Below are 14,924 nucleotides of genomic sequence, written 5' to 3'. Positions count from 1 at the left end.
GTCAACTATAAACTATTAACTATCAACTAGTACTGGCGCTTCATCATTTTCTGAGCATACTTTGCCAATTCCTCCTTACGCTCAGCAGACACATTCACGGCATCCAGATACTTCTTGCTCTGCTCGAAATAATAAGCAATCTTATCCTGCGCCATTTTGTCGATACCAATCTCGTTGTAAAGACGGGTAACGGCAGCCACCTTCTCCTTGCGGTCGAACTCCTCGGCATCAACCCACTTCTGCAGTTCTGCACGCTGAGCGTCGTTGGCATGGTTGAAGGCATTGATGAGCATGTAAGTCTTCTTGTTAGATGTGATATCGCCACCAATCTCCTTACCGAACACCTTGGTATCGCCGTAAACATCGAGGTAATCATCCTGCAACTGGAACGCCAATCCTATCTGCTCGCCAAACTTATACAGGTTCTCTGCATCCTCATCAGAAGCATCGGCAAGGATCGCACCCATCTTCAGGGCACAAGCCAGGAGAACGCTGGTCTTGAGGCGGATCATCTCGATATATTCCTCCTCCTTCACATCGTTGCGGTTTTCAAACTCCATATCAAACTGCTGACCTTCACCAATTTCCAGGGCAGTGGTCGTAAAGAGTTTCAACACCTTGGCAAGATGCTTTTCATCACATTGAGCCATACGTTCATAAGCCAGAACGAGCATGCTGTCGCCCGAAAGGATTGCCGTATTGGCATCCCATTTCTTATGAACCGTTTCATGACCGCGACGCAAATCAGCATTGTCCATCAGGTCATCATGCAGCAAAGTATAGTTATGATAAGTTTCCAGGGCAACGGCATTCATCAGAATCTTCTCAGGATTGTCCTTGAAAAGATTGTAGCCCAGAAGCATGAGCGTAGGACGAATACGCTTGCCACCCATAGAAAGTACGTATCTGATAGGCTCATAAAGAGACTTTGGCTTTCTTTCGTAAGGCAAATTAGCCAGAAACTCATTTACCATGCTTAAAATTTCTTCTGCTGTCTTCATAATAATGTATATTTATAATGTATAATTTACAATGAATAATTTATAACTGGAACACTACCGGGATGGCAATCATCGTGCGACAGACCTTGCCTTTATCGATGCCCGGTTTCCACTTCGGCATCATCTTCATCACCCTCAAAGCCTCGTTGTCGAGCAATGGATCTACCGAAGTGCTTACCTTGATATTGGCAACACTTCCATCCTTGTTTACGATAAAGGATACCACTACGGTTCCCTGAATCCTACTCTTCTGGGCAGCTACAGGGTACTTCAGGTTCTTGGTAAGCCACTGCATGAAGGCAGACCAGCCACCAGGAAACTGCGGTATCTTCTGCACGACGGTCAGTTTGATAGGAGCCTCAGTTCCCGGATTCTCAATGGGAGTTTCAGGAACCGCTTCCTTCACCTCTGCTCCATCCACTACACCCGAGCCGTCGCCGATAACCAGTTCGCTGGTTGTAGAACTGATTTTCTGCGGTGCCTTCTGAGTCTGTTGCTCGGCAGCCTTCACTTCCTGGGTAATTGACTTAGAAGCAGGAGCCGAAGCAGCCTCTGCACTCACCATATCTTTCAGGTCGGGACGAGCCGACATTTCCAGATCCTGTGAAAGATCTTCCATCGATTCCGACAAGTCATCATCTCCCTGCGGACCTCTCTGATATTGGAGTCCTACGAAGATGAAAGTAAAAGCCAGCAGCAACCCCAGCAGGAAAAATGTAACCCGCTTATCTTCCAGTTGTGCGCTATTTGATTTCTTAATTTCCACAATAAAAACCGTTTAAAATCGTTATTTCCTACGAAAACATTGCAAAATTACTTCTTATTATTGAAAAAAGCAGTATCTTTGCCAAAGAATTAGAAAATTTAAATGAAAAAATATGTAATTTCCGCAATATTGACGCTTTTTGCGACAATTATTGATGCTCAAGAGAGCCAAACGGGGTATAATTTCCTTCGCTTGCCGGTGAGTGCTCATGCAGCTGCTCTGGGTGGCGACAACATCACCTTGATAGAAGATGATGAGGCACTCATATTCCATAATCCGGCTCTCCTGTCATCAGTAAACGACAAGACGGTCAATCTCAATTATATGAACTATATGTCGGGGGTGAACACTGCCTCGGCTAGTTTCAACCGTATTGTCAACGACAAGGCTTCGTGGGCTGTTTCGGCTCAGCTTGTTGACTACGGCAAAATGAAAGAGACGGATGAGAACAACATCCAGATGGGTGAGTTCTCGGCAAAGGACATTGCCGTTGCGGGTTACTTCTCTTATATGCTCGGTGAAAAGTTTGCGGGTGGTATTGCCGCCAAATTCATCACTTCGTATATTGGCGATTACAATTCTATCGCTGTGGGAGTGGATCTGGGCATCAACTATTACGACCCTGAAACGGAATGGTCGGTTTCTTGCGTGGCAAAGAATCTGGGTGGACAGCTGAAAGCTTACGACAATGAATATGAGAAGATGCCGACCGACCTGCAGTTGGGTGTGACGAAACGCTTCGCCAACGCACCGTTCAGGGTATCAGCCACACTGGTCAACCTGAACCATTGGGACAGCAGTCTTCGTGATCATGCCGTAGTAGGTGCCGACATTCTGCTTTCAGAAAGCCTGTGGATAGGTGCCGGCTACAACTTCAGGAGAGCCAACGAGATGAAAATCAGCACCTCAGAAGATGAAGAAAGCAGTCATGGAGCCGGTTTCTCTGTGGGTGGCGGTATCAACCTGGAGCGCTTCCATCTGAACGTTGCCTACGGCAAATATCACGTCAGTAGCAACAGCCTCATGCTGAACGTAAGTTACAGATTATAAATTCTACATTATTATACATTAAAGTTAGTTCGAAATTATGAAGAAAATAACAATAGCAATAGACGGATACTCTTCTTGCGGTAAGAGTACGATGGCAAAGGATCTTGCCAAGGAAATAGGTTATGTTTATGTAGATACGGGCGCCATGTACCGCTCGGTAACCCTCTACGCGCTGCGTCATCAGCTCTTCGAAGCAGATGGAGCCGTAAAGACTGAAGAACTGCAGAAGGAGATGAAGAACATCAGCATCTCATTCAAGTTTAATGAAACAACCGGTCGCCCTGACTGCTATCTGAACGGCGAACTGGTAGAAAAGGAAATCCGTTCGTTAGAGGTTTCCAACCACGTTAGTCCGATTGCCGCCGTTCCTTTCGTCAGAGAGGCGCTGGTAGAACAGCAGCAGAAGATGGGAGAAGACAAGGGCATCGTGATGGATGGTCGCGATATAGGTACCACCGTGTTCCCTAATGCCGAACTAAAGATTTTCGTAACAGCCAGTTCACAGGTGAGAGCACAGCGCCGTTTCGATGAACTGAAGGAGAAAGGAATGCCAGCCGACTTCGATGCGATTCTGAAGAATGTAGAGGAGCGCGACTATATCGATACCCACCGCGAGACTTCCCCACTCAGGAAGGCTGATGATGCCATCACGCTCGACAACAGCAACATGACCATTCCTGAACAGAAGGCATGGCTGATGGAACAATATCAAAAAGCAATAGCAGAATAAGCTACAGAAAAGAGACTGCTGGGTTATTTATGCAAAAATACGTTAAAGATCATGTTTTTACCGATAAATTTATTTTATTCGATGAAAAAGATTTGGAAAAAAAAAATTTTTTAGTATCTTTGCAACCATATTAACAAGGTAGTAATGATATAGATTATAAATTTTGAGTTAATTACTGTTTTTTGAAGGTGATAGGTCTTCGGGAGAAGATTTATCACCTGTTTTATTTTCAGACAGTTTATAAAAGATACCCCCTTGCTACCGCAAAACGCGGTAGCAAGGGGGTTAACTAATTAATACCCAGCACTTTAAGCTTTCCAATCAACGATAAAACTATCCTCTACCCATATACGGTGAAACACCGTATCAAGTACATCAAGTTACTGATAATCAACTCTTTAACTCTCACTATAAGAGAACAGAACTATCCTTGATAATCTTCTCCCTGCACTCTTCCATCAGCCACTTCGGCGTACTGGTAGCGCCACAGATACCAACCGTTTCCACATCCTTGAACCAGTTCATATCTATCTCGTCGGCACTTTCTATCTGGTAGCTGTTGGCATTCACACTCTTGCATTCCTTGAAAAGCACCTTACCGTTCGAGCTCTTTCTGCCACTCACAAAGAGGATGACATCATGCTTGCTGGCAAAGGCAGCGATGTTAGGCATGCGGTTAGCCACCTGACGGCAGATGGTATCGAAACTCTTGAAAGTAGCGCCCTCTACGATATGCTCCTGGCAGTATTCGATGATGCGGTGGAACTCATCGAGACTCTTGGTGGTCTGGGAGTAAAGATAGATATCTTTAGAGAAATCCAGCTGACCGGTTTCCTTCAGCTGCTTCACATCCTCAAACTTCTCTACCACAATGGCATGACTCTCCGTCTGCCCCACCAGTCCGAGCACCTCAGCATGGCCGTTCTTGCCGAAAATCACGATCTGTGCCTCCGGATTGTTGACATACTGCTTCTTGATGCGGCGCTGCAACTGGAGCACCACAGGACAGGTAGCATCGATGATTTCGATGTTGTTTCGCTCGGCAAGGGCATAAGTTTCAGGCGGTTCACCATGAGCACGGAGCAAGACCTTTACGCCCTGCAGTTCCTCCATCTGCTCATGGTCTATCGTGATGAGTCCCGCTTCATGCAGGCGCTCCACCTCCATACCGTTATGCACAATATCGCCCAGGCAGTAAAGTTTACCGCCCTTAGCCAACTCCTCTTCAGCTTTCTTGATGGCAGTGGTTACGCCAAAGCAGAACCCACTGCCGTTATCTATTTCTATCTGCACGATATTCGTTTTTAATTCATTGTACATTAATCTTCACCACCACCTTAGCATAGTCAGGATCATTCGTAATCATGAGGATACGAGGGTGTCTGACACGCGATTTCTTCAAGTCGGCAGCCACAGCCGTCACCTTCATCTTAACGGTCTCTCCTGGCTGAATCTTACTCTTCTTCAGGTTCACCTGCAAGCCCATCGTAAACATCTGCATGCTGCGGATATCCAGTTCCGACTTACCCTTATTGGTAATCAGAATCTCACCCTTCAGCTTCTTCTTTCCATTGAAACTACCCAGATTGAGATCGGTGGCAGACATCTCTATCTTCGGAGCCAGTGCCTTCTTGGCTGGAGTCATGTTCTCGAAACCAGGAAGAAGAACGGCTGATACCACGATTTCCTTTTCAGGCGCAACCTTATCGCCAGGACGCTCACCGAGATAAACCGATGTCTGGTTCAAGCCCAGGTCGCGCAGTTTCTTGGAATCCAGCACGAAACTGATTTCGGCAGAATGACGCGGAGCTACCTTGGAAGGCGATACGAAAGCATGAAGATAGGGTGGCAGATGCATCACTACCGGCTCCAGTAATTCGTCGGTAGGATTGAAGATATGGATGCGCTGAACCGGACGGTCGCCACGGTTCACGTCATCAAACTCCACCTCCTGGGCATCACTCTTGATGACACCCAACATCTCATCGTAAGAACCAGCGAAATCTACTACGCTGCCCACTACCTTTCCCCTCATAGAGAGGATGAACGGGTCTTCACCCGCATTGGTATAGAGGCAAACCTGCTTGGTGAAAGTACCCATCTGCTTGGCATCGTATACCGCCTTGATGACGAAACTTTCGCCGGCAGCAATGCTCGTCTTCGGATAATCTACCTCCGTACAGCCGCAGCTTTTCAATACATTGTTGATAACCAACGGCTTGTGCCCGTCATTCTTCAGCATGAATTCGGCAGTTACAGGCTTGTTGAACACCACCTGTCCGCAGTCTACCACCTCGTGCTGGGTTGTAATCTTCTGTGCTGATGCAGGCAGCGCCAACAGCGCTGAGAGCATCCATATATTCATCCGTTTCATACTATTCTATTTTAAATTATCAATCTATAAACTTTTAACTATCAATTATTAACTTTCAATTCATAAGTCTCTGTGCGGCCACCAAACTCCGGACTGTAGGTACACTCAGCGGTGCAAGTTCCGCTCTGATAGTCGCCCTTTCTATCCACGTAATACTCCATTTCTACGATGTGCTTACCTTTAGATAAACGATCGAAATAGAAATTTGTTGCATGATCTCTTGGAGAAACATAGCAGCCTATGCCCCACTGATAACCGCTCAACTGGTTGACCGGCTCCAGACATGCCGCACGCTTATCCGTAATCTGCACGAAGTCATAGTCGCGGTCGGCGGTGATGAGGAGCGTTACCTTCACCTTCTCGCCTACCTTCGCCTGCGCCTTGCCCTTACCCTCAGATTCGGCAGGAACGATGACACGGCGCACCTTGATGCCCGACTCCATGGAACCGATTTCGCTGATAGGCTGCTTAAACTCTGCATAGACGGCTCCCCAGCTGGTATAATCGCTCTTCTTCTGGATGCTCAGCTTAGATGCCTTGCCCGTCTTTTCGGTCTTCACATAGCCCAAAGTAGTGGAATCCTGCGGCATCGGCAGCAGCTTTCCGTCCAGTTTCAGCACGGCATTCTCAGCCTTCCTGTTCCAGTTGCTCTCATTGCCCTTCATAAAGGCGTAGACAGCATCCACGGTATTCACCGGCGTATCCCAAACCTGTGTGCGTTTCGACATCAGGAGCCAGCGCTGCAGTTCCTCAATGGTCTGCTTGTCGTTCGGTTTCAGCATCTGCATCGCCTCTATCACAGATACCTGGGTTGGTATCTTATAGTTTCTCCAGCTGTAGAGTGCCTTGCGGGTATCGTAGTAGCGACCCATCTCCTCGCGGTAAACGGCATATTCGTTCACGCTCTGCAGATATTCGCCAGCCTTCTCGCGGTAAGCAGCATTCTGCTTGCTGTTTCTGGCGAGAACCACGGCAGCACGCGCCTTGCCATAGATGGAGAAATCACCCGTCATCTTCGACATCTTGTCCAAAAGATAAGCTTTATCCTGCTCCAGATTCTGCTTCATCTTTCTGCCATCCATCGAAAGGATGTAGAGATAATGCAGCGCCTGTTCGCTAGGACTCACCTTCTGCTTTTTCTCCTCCTGCTTCTTCATTTCTCTTACTTCCCGAGCTGTCTGCAGAGAGAGATAGTTCAGAGCCGAAGTCAGCATCCGGGCGGTTGATTTCTGCACACCTGCGATGGCATTCAATCGAACCATCATTTCGGCTACCGACGTAGTCATATACCGGCTGCCCTTCATGCCCTTCCACCATGAGAAGGAACCGTCAGCGTTCTGCAACTTCTTCAGTTTCTCCACCTGATTCTGCAGACGGATGCTCTCCTGAGAGAGAGTCTTCTGAGAATGATTATCCAAAGAGAGAGTCTTCTGGATATGGGTGGTAATGGTATTGGCGTAGATGGCAGACATCAACGAGATGGCGTTCTCCTCATCCGGATTACTGATAGCTGGCAGCGCCTTCACCATCAGCCAACTTGGGTTATTGGTGTACTCGATGGTTACCTTTGCCTCTTCAGCGCCCTTCGCCTGTTTGCCCTCCTTGTTCAGGAAGAGTTTGCTCAGGTCGAAGTTCTGCTCACCCTTCTGATGCAGGGTGATAGGCAGGGTGTTCACCACGAGTTCACGGTTGCTCAAAACCGGCAGATAGTGCTGTTCACCATCGCTGTAGCCATTACCGGCAGCCACCACCTTATTAATATATACGCCTTCTTTCAGTCCCTGGACATCAAAGGAGATGGTAGCAGAGCCCTCGGCAACGATGCTGTAGTTCTGCGTCTTCTGCCAAACCACCTTGTTGGTCTCCGGGTCGAGAATCTGCATACGGGCGTTGCCGCTCACTTTCTTGTCGGAAGTATTGAAGAGTTTCACCACGATGGTGCTCTTATCGCCCTCACGCAGGAAGCGAGGCATGTTTGGCTGCACCATCACGGTTTTCTGAGCCACAGCCTCATCCACCAGCAAACCATTGCGCATCTCCTTGTCATGAGCCAAGCCCATGAACTTCCAGGTAGTCACGCTCTCCGGCAGGGTAAATCTGATGGCTACGTTGCCATTGTTGTCGCTCTCCAAGGCAGGATAGAAGAAGGCGGTCTCGTTCAGGTTCTCGCGCACCTGCACCTTGTCGAGGAACTGTCCTGCATCTGAGCCAGAACCACCGGCAAACTGCGGCATCTCCTCTACTACATCAAAAACCTTGTTGGCAGATGGAGCAGCCGCTCCGACACGGGTCATTTTAGAGCCGCGAATCCTGATGCCTCTCCCTTCTTCCTGAACCAGCTCGTCTTTCTTTATACGAACAGACTCTACGGTTCCGCCCAAAGAACGTTCCAACTTGCTCAGCTCCACCGCTTGCATATAAGCATAATAGCTAAAGAATTTGCCATCAAACTTATCCACATCCAGTCCCTTCTCGTCATAATACTTGGTAGGATAAACGCCATTCAAGTAAAATGAACGGAAACTGAGGTTGTGCTTCCAGTAGCAGTTTGGCAAACTCTGATAGAAGCCCAGGGAGAAATTCCAGAAATGCGGGGCTATCTGGTCGAGCGACTTGTCATAGAGTACGCTCATCAGCTGCGCCTTGGCTGGCTTGCCATCAGGGGTGGTAATCTTCAGCGTCCACTCCTCCTTCTGTCCAGGGGTCAGACGGTTGCGGAAGGTCTTCCAGGCGATGTTCAGTTTCTTCTCAGGCAAAGGACGGGCGATGCTCATCATTCGGGTATAGCACTTGCCTTGCTTCACGAAACTATAGTTCAGTACGATGCCCGACGCATATTCCTCCTTGTAGGTGAAAGGCAGAGTCACGATGCTGTCGCCCAACTCCCAGGCGCCCTTCTCCAGCAGTTTGTTGCCGGCGATGATGGAATATACGATGTGCGCTCCGTTCTCCGAAGAGCCCACCTGGATATAGACCGGCTTGCCATCACGAGGGAAGGTCTTCGCCGTCTGATAATACCATTCGGTGGTTGGCTCCACCGGATGGGTATCCTTCATGCTGAAAAGGGTGAACTTCTGCTGCAGGGTATCCTGTCCGCAGATTGCCTCCAGCTGATGAACGCCAGATTTCCAAACAAGGGAAGAAGAGGCAGAGGAAGCATATTCCTTGATAGAAACCGGTACATTCGCCTCGGCATCCTTCCATTCGCCCTTATCAATTCGATATTTCAACCTACAAGAAATCGGCATTCCACTGGCATTGCGGTAAGCGAAGGTCACCGTCTTCAGACTGTCTGTTTCGATACGCTTAGGAAGATTCACCGTGAGGATGGTTGGCTTGGTGCCCAGAGGCAGACTCATCACGCCCTCGTGGCTTTCGCCGCTGATGTCGGTAACGATGGCTGAGACCTCGAAGTTGAAGAAACGGGCTTGGCGCATGAAATCGCTCATATCAGCCTCGTCTTTTCCTGACAAGGAAGCCTCCAGCGGAATCTCTACGTCGAAGGTTCCGTCCTCACGAGTCACGCAACTGTCTGTCTTTACCAACTGTCCGGCTGATCCTGCGCCCCACCACCAGAGTTGGTTTCTGCGGGTCACCTGATACTCCACCTTGGCACCCTGCACAGGCACACCGGCATAGGTCTTGGCTGAAGCTTTCACCACCACGGTATCGCCCCAGGTATATTTCTCGTTCACCTTCGGGAAGGTAATCTCGAAGGTTGGACGCTTGTATTCCTCAACTCTGAAATATTCGCTTGCTGTACCATTCACGGAGATGGAATACTGTCCTGTCTTTCCCTCCTTCGGGAGTTCGAAATCTACCGAAGCCGTACCATAATCATCGGTCGTAGCCTTCTGCTCAGCCACCAGCTTCCAGTTGGCGTCACTCAGGACAAACTTCAGTTCCTTGCTCTTGCCCAGCACACTGGCATCCAAGCCCTTCTTCACGATGTAGGAAATGGCTGTGACATGCACCTTCTGTCCCGGACGGTAGATAGCACGGTCGGTATAAACCTGATATTTGTCTTCATTATCCTTCTTCTCATAATAGCGGTCACGGCTGAGAAAGATGTATCTGGCAGGCGTAAACTTGTCGCTATTGGTGGAAATCAAGACATTTCCATCCACGTTCTTGAAATAAGCCTCTCCGTTCTCATCGGTCGTCAATCGGGCATGAACCAGTCGCTTGCGCTTGCCCATCTTCACATCATAATCCTTTTCATAGAGTTCTATCTTCGCCCCAGCAATAGGCTGTCCGTCTGTAGCATTCACCACCACATAGCGATGTTTATCATCCGGCAACTGCTGGATCATCACCGCCAGATTGCTGACATAGAAGAGTTCTCGCTGCGGAGCGATGCCGGTATTATCCGAAGTCACCTCCATCAGATAGGCACCCAGCGGCAGATTGCCACCGATTTCGATGGAATCCTTCACCTCTTCGTAATTCGGACGACCATAGTAGTTCCTGCTGAAATCCTTCTGATGCAGCTTCGTAGTCTTTTTCAGAAGCATCTTATAGGTAGCCTCATCCTGCACATTGTAATCGTTATCTGCCGTGATGTTGAGGCGGGAAATGCTGACCTTCAGGTTCTGGAGATTGCGCACGTTCAGATGCACCCACTTCCTTTCTGAAGGACGAAGCACCAATGGCATATCCTTCACCCGGAACATCGGTTCGGTGAGTCGCTTCTGCGCATTTCTCAATTCGTTCATTCTCGACCATCCCCCCCAGCGGCTCAGCGCATAGTTGATATAGTTGAGCTTATCCAGCGGTTTGGCATCGGTAGCACCTTCCATGAAGCGGAAATGCTCCACGGCAAGTTCGCCTGCCTCCGGAATATCCTGATAAACCTGGATGAGCGAGTCGATGGTCTGCAGATACTTCGATTTCTTCACCTCTCTCACGTCGTCCTGGCGGTATTTCTCGATGAGTTTGTAGGCACAGAGACAAGCCGCACCCCGATTTCCCACCTTATTATAATAGGTGTACAGCTGCAGATACGCCTCCTTGCTGTCAGCCTCAAAACCGATGAGATGCAGCAGATCGTTGTTGAAGGAACTGCCATCCACACCCTTCAGCGTCAATGGTACATACTCAGTGGAAGTATGCTTGGCAAGGAGTTCAGGCTGCTCCAGGGCTTTCTTGAAGAACTCGCAGCTCTTCTTTAAGTTCACATCCCGCTGGCTCAGAGAAGAAGAAGCACTTTGATCCAAAGAAACATCATCACTTGGGTCCAAGGCAGCCTCATCCACCTCCCCGTAAGGACTATCACGATACACCTTGCCCAACACAGCATATCTCACGGCCTTCAACACGGGATCCTTCACCTTCTGCAGCTCGGCTTCCATCCGCTTCACGTTCGGTGTCAGCGAGTCAGTCGAAATTTCATTCCAGAGTGTCATCTGTCTTGTCTCAGCCGCCAGCAGCTGCCCGTAATCTTTGGCAGCCGAAGCCTTGGCGATGATTTTCTTCATCACCGCGATTTCGCTCTTAGGCTGGTCCTTCTGAGCAATGATTTCAGCTTGCTTCCACAAGTTGTCGTATGTCTGAGCCACTACCTGCATCGTAGCAAAGAGGGCTATCAGAAGTGATAAAATGTTTCTTTTCATAAGCCAACTGTATAAAATGTTAATAGAATGATGATAATCATCAAACTTTTCATTGCAAAAATACAAAAAAAAACTGTTTTCTAACCCCGAAACTGAAACTTTTTACTATCTTTGCACGAAAATAATATATTTTACCTAGAAATAAACATTAAAAAAACAATGGCAGAAAAAAAGTATGGTCATTTTGATGACGCCAATCGCGAATACGTGATTACTGACCCAAAGACCCCATGGCCTTGGATCAATTATTTGGGTAACGAGGATTTCTTCTCGCTCATATCCAACACAGCAGGTGGTTATTCGTTCTACAAGGATGCCAAGTTCCGCCGCATCACACGTTACCGTTACAACGGAGTGCCGATGGATAACGGCGGTCGCTATTTCTATATCAAAGATGGCGATACCGTATGGAACCCGGGATGGAAACCTTGCAAGACACCGCTCGACAGCTACGAGTGCCGCCACGGCATGAACTATACCCGCATCACGGGCAGCAAGAACGGCGTAGAGGCAAGTGTGCTCTTCTTCGTACCCCTCCATACATGGGCTGAGGTGCAGAAGATGACGCTGAAGAACCAGACTAAGGAGGTGAAGACCCTCAAGGTGTTCTCCTTTGCAGAGTGGTGCCTCTGGAATGCTGCTACCGACATGGAGAACTTCCAGCGCAACTTCTCTACGGGCGAAGTAGAGGTAGAAGGCTCTACCCTCTATCACAAGACCGAATATCGTGAGCGCCGCAACCACTATGCTTTCTACACAGTGAATACCGAGATTCAGGGCTACGATACCGACCGCGAGAGCTTCATCGGACTCTACAACGAGTTTGCTGAGCCGGAAGCCGTGATAGAAGGCAAGCCACGCAACAGTTTTGCCCACGGATGGAGCCCTATCGCATCTCATTACATCGAGGTTACCTTGCAGCCAGGCGAGAGCCGCGACCTCATCTTCCTGCTGGGCTATGTGGAGAACGAACAGGACAAGAAGTTCAGCGCCAAGAAGGTAATCAACAAGGAGAAAGCTCATCAGCTTATCGCCAAGTTTGATACCACCGAAAAGGTGGATGCTGCCTTCGCAGAACTCAACCAGTACTGGGATAACCTGCTGAACATCTTCACCGTGAAGAGCGGCAACGATAAGTTAGACCGCATGGTGAACATCTGGAACCAGTATCAGTGCATGATCACCTTCTGTATGTCGCGTTCGGCAAGTTTCTTCGAGAGCGGCATCGGTCGAGGCATGGGCTTCCGCGATTCCAACCAGGACCTCGTAGGCTTTGTTCATCAGATACCTACCCGTGCCCGCCAGCGCATCATCGATATCGCCAGCACCCAGTTCCCTGACGGCGGCTGCTATCACCAGTACCAGCCACTCACCAAGCGCGGCAACAACGATATCGGCGGCGGTTTCAACGACGACCCATGCTGGCTCATCTTCGGTACCGTAGCCTATATTAAGGAGACGGGCGACTTCTCTATCCTCGCTGAGCAGGTGCCTTTCGACAACCAGCCAGGCACAGAAGTAAGCCTCTTCGAGCACCTCAAGATTTCGATGAACCATGTTATCAACAACCTGGGTCCACACAAGTTGCCGCTCATCGGAAGAGCCGACTGGAACGACTGTCTGAACCTGAACTGCTTCTCCTGGGACCCTAACGAGAGTTTCCAGACCACCGAAAACAAGGGCGAAGGAAGCAAGGCAGAGAGTCTGATGATAGCCGGTCTGTTCGTCGTTACCGGCAAGGATTATGTGGCTCTGTGCAAGCAGCTTGCCAAGGAAGCCTTGGAAAGCAAGGAGGGCGAAATAGCCGGTCTTGCAGAGGAAGATTATTTGACAGAAGCCGAGCGCATGCAGCAGGCTGTAGATGAGATGAACGAGGCTGTGAAGCAGCATGGATGGGACGGTGAATGGTTCCTCCGCGCTTACGATTTCTTCGGCAACAAGATTGGTAGTGATGAGAACGAGGAAGGCAAAATCTTCATCGAGAGCCAGGGCTGGTGTACGATGGCTGGTATCGGCCTAAAAGAAGGACTCTGCGATAAAGCACTGGATAGCAGCAAGAAACGACTGGAATGCGAGCACGGACTGGTACTGAACAACCCAGCCTACACTACCTATCATGTAGAAATGGGTGAGATTTCTTCTTATCCTGAAGGCTACAAAGAGAATGCCGGTATCTTCTGCCACAACAATCCTTGGGTCATCATCGGAGAGACTGTAGCCGGTCGAGGCAACGATGCCTGGAGCCATTATACCAAGATTCTGCCTAGCTATGTAGAGGAAAAATATCAGACACTTCACAAGGTAGAACCTTACGTAAACTGCCAGATGGTAGCCGGTAAGGATGCAGCCAAACCGGGCGAAGGAAAGAACTCCTGGCTCACCGGTACAGCGGCATGGATGTGGTATACAGTATCAGAATTCATCCTCGGCATCAAGCCAGATTATGAAGGTTTGCTCATCGATCCTTGTCTCCCAAGCACCGCTAAGGAGTATGAGGTAACCCGCAAGTTCCGTGGTGGCGAATACCATATCACAGTAAAGAATCCTAGCGGAAACCAGAAGGGTGTGAAGCAGATTACAGTGGATGGCACTCCTATCTCAGGCACCATCATTCCTTGCTCTGAAGGCAAGCATGAAGTAGTGGTTGAGATGTAAAATCAGCCAGATTTTATCAAGTTACGATTTGAAAGTTCAATGTAACGAAACTCTTTTTCATACCCATACGTCGTGTTTCACAACGTATGGGTATCACAATAAACACTTGACCCCTTATTTCAGGGGGTCAAGTGTTTTATTTATCTGATAATCTGATACTTAACTTTTAACATAAGCACATATTCAACAGTATCAAGAGTAAGATTCTAAGTCTCTATCATTGACTCAGTTCCTCAATAACTCAGTTCCTCAGTTTTTTTCTAGGGGTATATAGCCCTTATAGTTCAAAGTTGTTTTAAATTGTTATATATTATATATTATTATATATATATAAATATATATATAATAAACTTCTAAATAAAGACAAAAGTGAAGGGTCAGAGAAAAACTGAGGAACTGAGTTATTGAGGAACTGAGTCATTGCAGTAAAAACATCACAACCCTCATAAACACCTGATTTACTGCTTAACTCTATACTTTAAGAGAACAAAGCTATGAGTTGCTACCCGTAAAACTATGAGTTGTCACCCGCAAAACTATGAGTAAGGAAGTTTAACTACTTTCAATCTGAAAGCATAGTTCAAACATTTCCTTATCACACCCCCAAATTTGGCAGTATCAGAGAAAAGTTGTATCTTTGCACGGAATTCCATCCATTCCTTCCATTCCATCCATATCTACCATACCTTCTAACACCTTCCATACCGCTCCTTCCATGTCATCCCCATAACTTCTT

9 protein-coding genes are annotated in these 14,924 nt (G+C 48.2%); 4 read left to right on the top strand and 5 right to left on the bottom strand.

Annotated features, from left to right (window positions below; genetic code table 11):
• Window positions 1–26 precede the first annotated feature (26 nt).
• Both NNC77_RS07170 and NNC77_RS07165 read right to left on the bottom strand, forming a co-directional pair.
• Window positions 27–1,001: a polyprenyl synthetase family protein gene (locus NNC77_RS07170; protein ID WP_254970629.1), complete on the bottom strand. Its 975-nt coding sequence runs from the start codon at window positions 999–1,001 to the stop codon at window positions 27–29.
• A gap of 40 nt (window positions 1,002–1,041) precedes the next feature.
• Window positions 1,042–1,767: an energy transducer TonB gene (locus tag NNC77_RS07165; RefSeq protein ID WP_254970628.1), complete on the bottom strand. Its 726-nt coding sequence runs from the start codon at window positions 1,765–1,767 to the stop codon at window positions 1,042–1,044.
• A 102-nt stretch (window positions 1,768–1,869) separates the two neighbouring features.
• Here NNC77_RS07165 and porQ point away from each other — a divergent pair, with 102 nt between their 5' ends.
• From porQ to NNC77_RS07150, 3 genes are read left to right on the top strand one after another with little or no spacing between them, the layout of a single operon-like run.
• Window positions 1,870–2,817: a type IX secretion system protein PorQ gene (gene porQ / locus NNC77_RS07160; RefSeq protein ID WP_254970626.1), complete on the top strand. Its 948-nt coding sequence runs from the start codon at window positions 1,870–1,872 to the stop codon at window positions 2,815–2,817.
• Between the two features lie 37 nt (window positions 2,818–2,854).
• A complete protein-coding gene (gene cmk, locus NNC77_RS07155; protein ID WP_118063612.1) occupies window positions 2,855–3,547 on the top strand; it encodes a (d)CMP kinase in 693 nt (230 codons plus the stop codon).
• Window positions 3,508–3,681, top strand: a complete 174-nt coding sequence (locus NNC77_RS07150) for a hypothetical protein (protein WP_254986867.1) — start codon at window positions 3,508–3,510, stop codon at window positions 3,679–3,681. Before cmk ends, NNC77_RS07150 begins: the two co-directional genes overlap by 40 nt.
• A 274-nt stretch (window positions 3,682–3,955) precedes the next feature.
• On the opposite strand, the gene NNC77_RS07145 is transcribed toward NNC77_RS07150, so the two are convergent.
• From NNC77_RS07145 to NNC77_RS07135, 3 genes are read right to left on the bottom strand one after another with little or no spacing between them, the layout of a single operon-like run.
• Window positions 3,956–4,843, bottom strand: a complete 888-nt coding sequence (locus NNC77_RS07145) for a 4-hydroxy-3-methylbut-2-enyl diphosphate reductase (protein WP_254970652.1) — start codon at window positions 4,841–4,843, stop codon at window positions 3,956–3,958.
• 13 nt (window positions 4,844–4,856) lie between these two features.
• The gene (locus NNC77_RS07140; protein ID WP_254970624.1) at window positions 4,857–5,921 is read right to left on the bottom strand and encodes a DUF1573 domain-containing protein; all 1,065 of its coding nucleotides are present in this window, start codon (window positions 5,919–5,921) and stop codon (window positions 4,857–4,859) included.
• A gap of 41 nt (window positions 5,922–5,962) precedes the next feature.
• Window positions 5,963–11,533 (bottom strand): alpha-2-macroglobulin family protein, encoded by a 5,571-nt coding sequence (locus NNC77_RS07135; protein WP_254970622.1) that lies wholly within the window; start codon window positions 11,531–11,533, stop codon window positions 5,963–5,965.
• 159 nt (window positions 11,534–11,692) lie between these two features.
• On the opposite strand from NNC77_RS07135, the gene NNC77_RS07130 reads away from it, so the two are divergent.
• Window positions 11,693–14,188, top strand: a complete 2,496-nt coding sequence (locus tag NNC77_RS07130; RefSeq protein ID WP_254970621.1) for a GH36-type glycosyl hydrolase domain-containing protein — start codon at window positions 11,693–11,695, stop codon at window positions 14,186–14,188.
• The last annotated feature ends 736 nt before the right edge of the window (window positions 14,189–14,924 follow it).

It is taken from the genome of Segatella copri, assembly GCF_024330485.1.
Classification (GTDB): domain Bacteria; phylum Bacteroidota; class Bacteroidia; order Bacteroidales; family Bacteroidaceae; genus Prevotella; species Prevotella copri_L.
The sequence above is the reverse complement of the archived record's forward strand: the minus strand, read 5'-3'. Positions and strand labels throughout refer to the sequence as shown.

Coding starts and splice junctions, on each gene's coding strand:
- NNC77_RS07170 (WP_254970629.1), bottom strand. CDS start 1,001: ATGAAGACAGCAGAAGAAATTTTAAGCATGGTAAATGAGTTTCTGGCT.
- porQ (WP_254970626.1), top strand. CDS start 1,870: ATGAAAAAATATGTAATTTCCGCAATATTGACGCTTTTTGCGACAATT.
- cmk (WP_118063612.1), top strand. CDS start 2,855: ATGAAGAAAATAACAATAGCAATAGACGGATACTCTTCTTGCGGTAAG.
- NNC77_RS07150 (WP_254986867.1), top strand. CDS start 3,508: ATGGCTGATGGAACAATATCAAAAAGCAATAGCAGAATAAGCTACAGA.
- NNC77_RS07140 (WP_254970624.1), bottom strand. CDS start 5,921: ATGAAACGGATGAATATATGGATGCTCTCAGCGCTGTTGGCGCTGCCT.
- NNC77_RS07135 (WP_254970622.1), bottom strand. CDS start 11,533: ATGAAAAGAAACATTTTATCACTTCTGATAGCCCTCTTTGCTACGATG.
- NNC77_RS07130 (WP_254970621.1), top strand. CDS start 11,693: ATGGCAGAAAAAAAGTATGGTCATTTTGATGACGCCAATCGCGAATAC.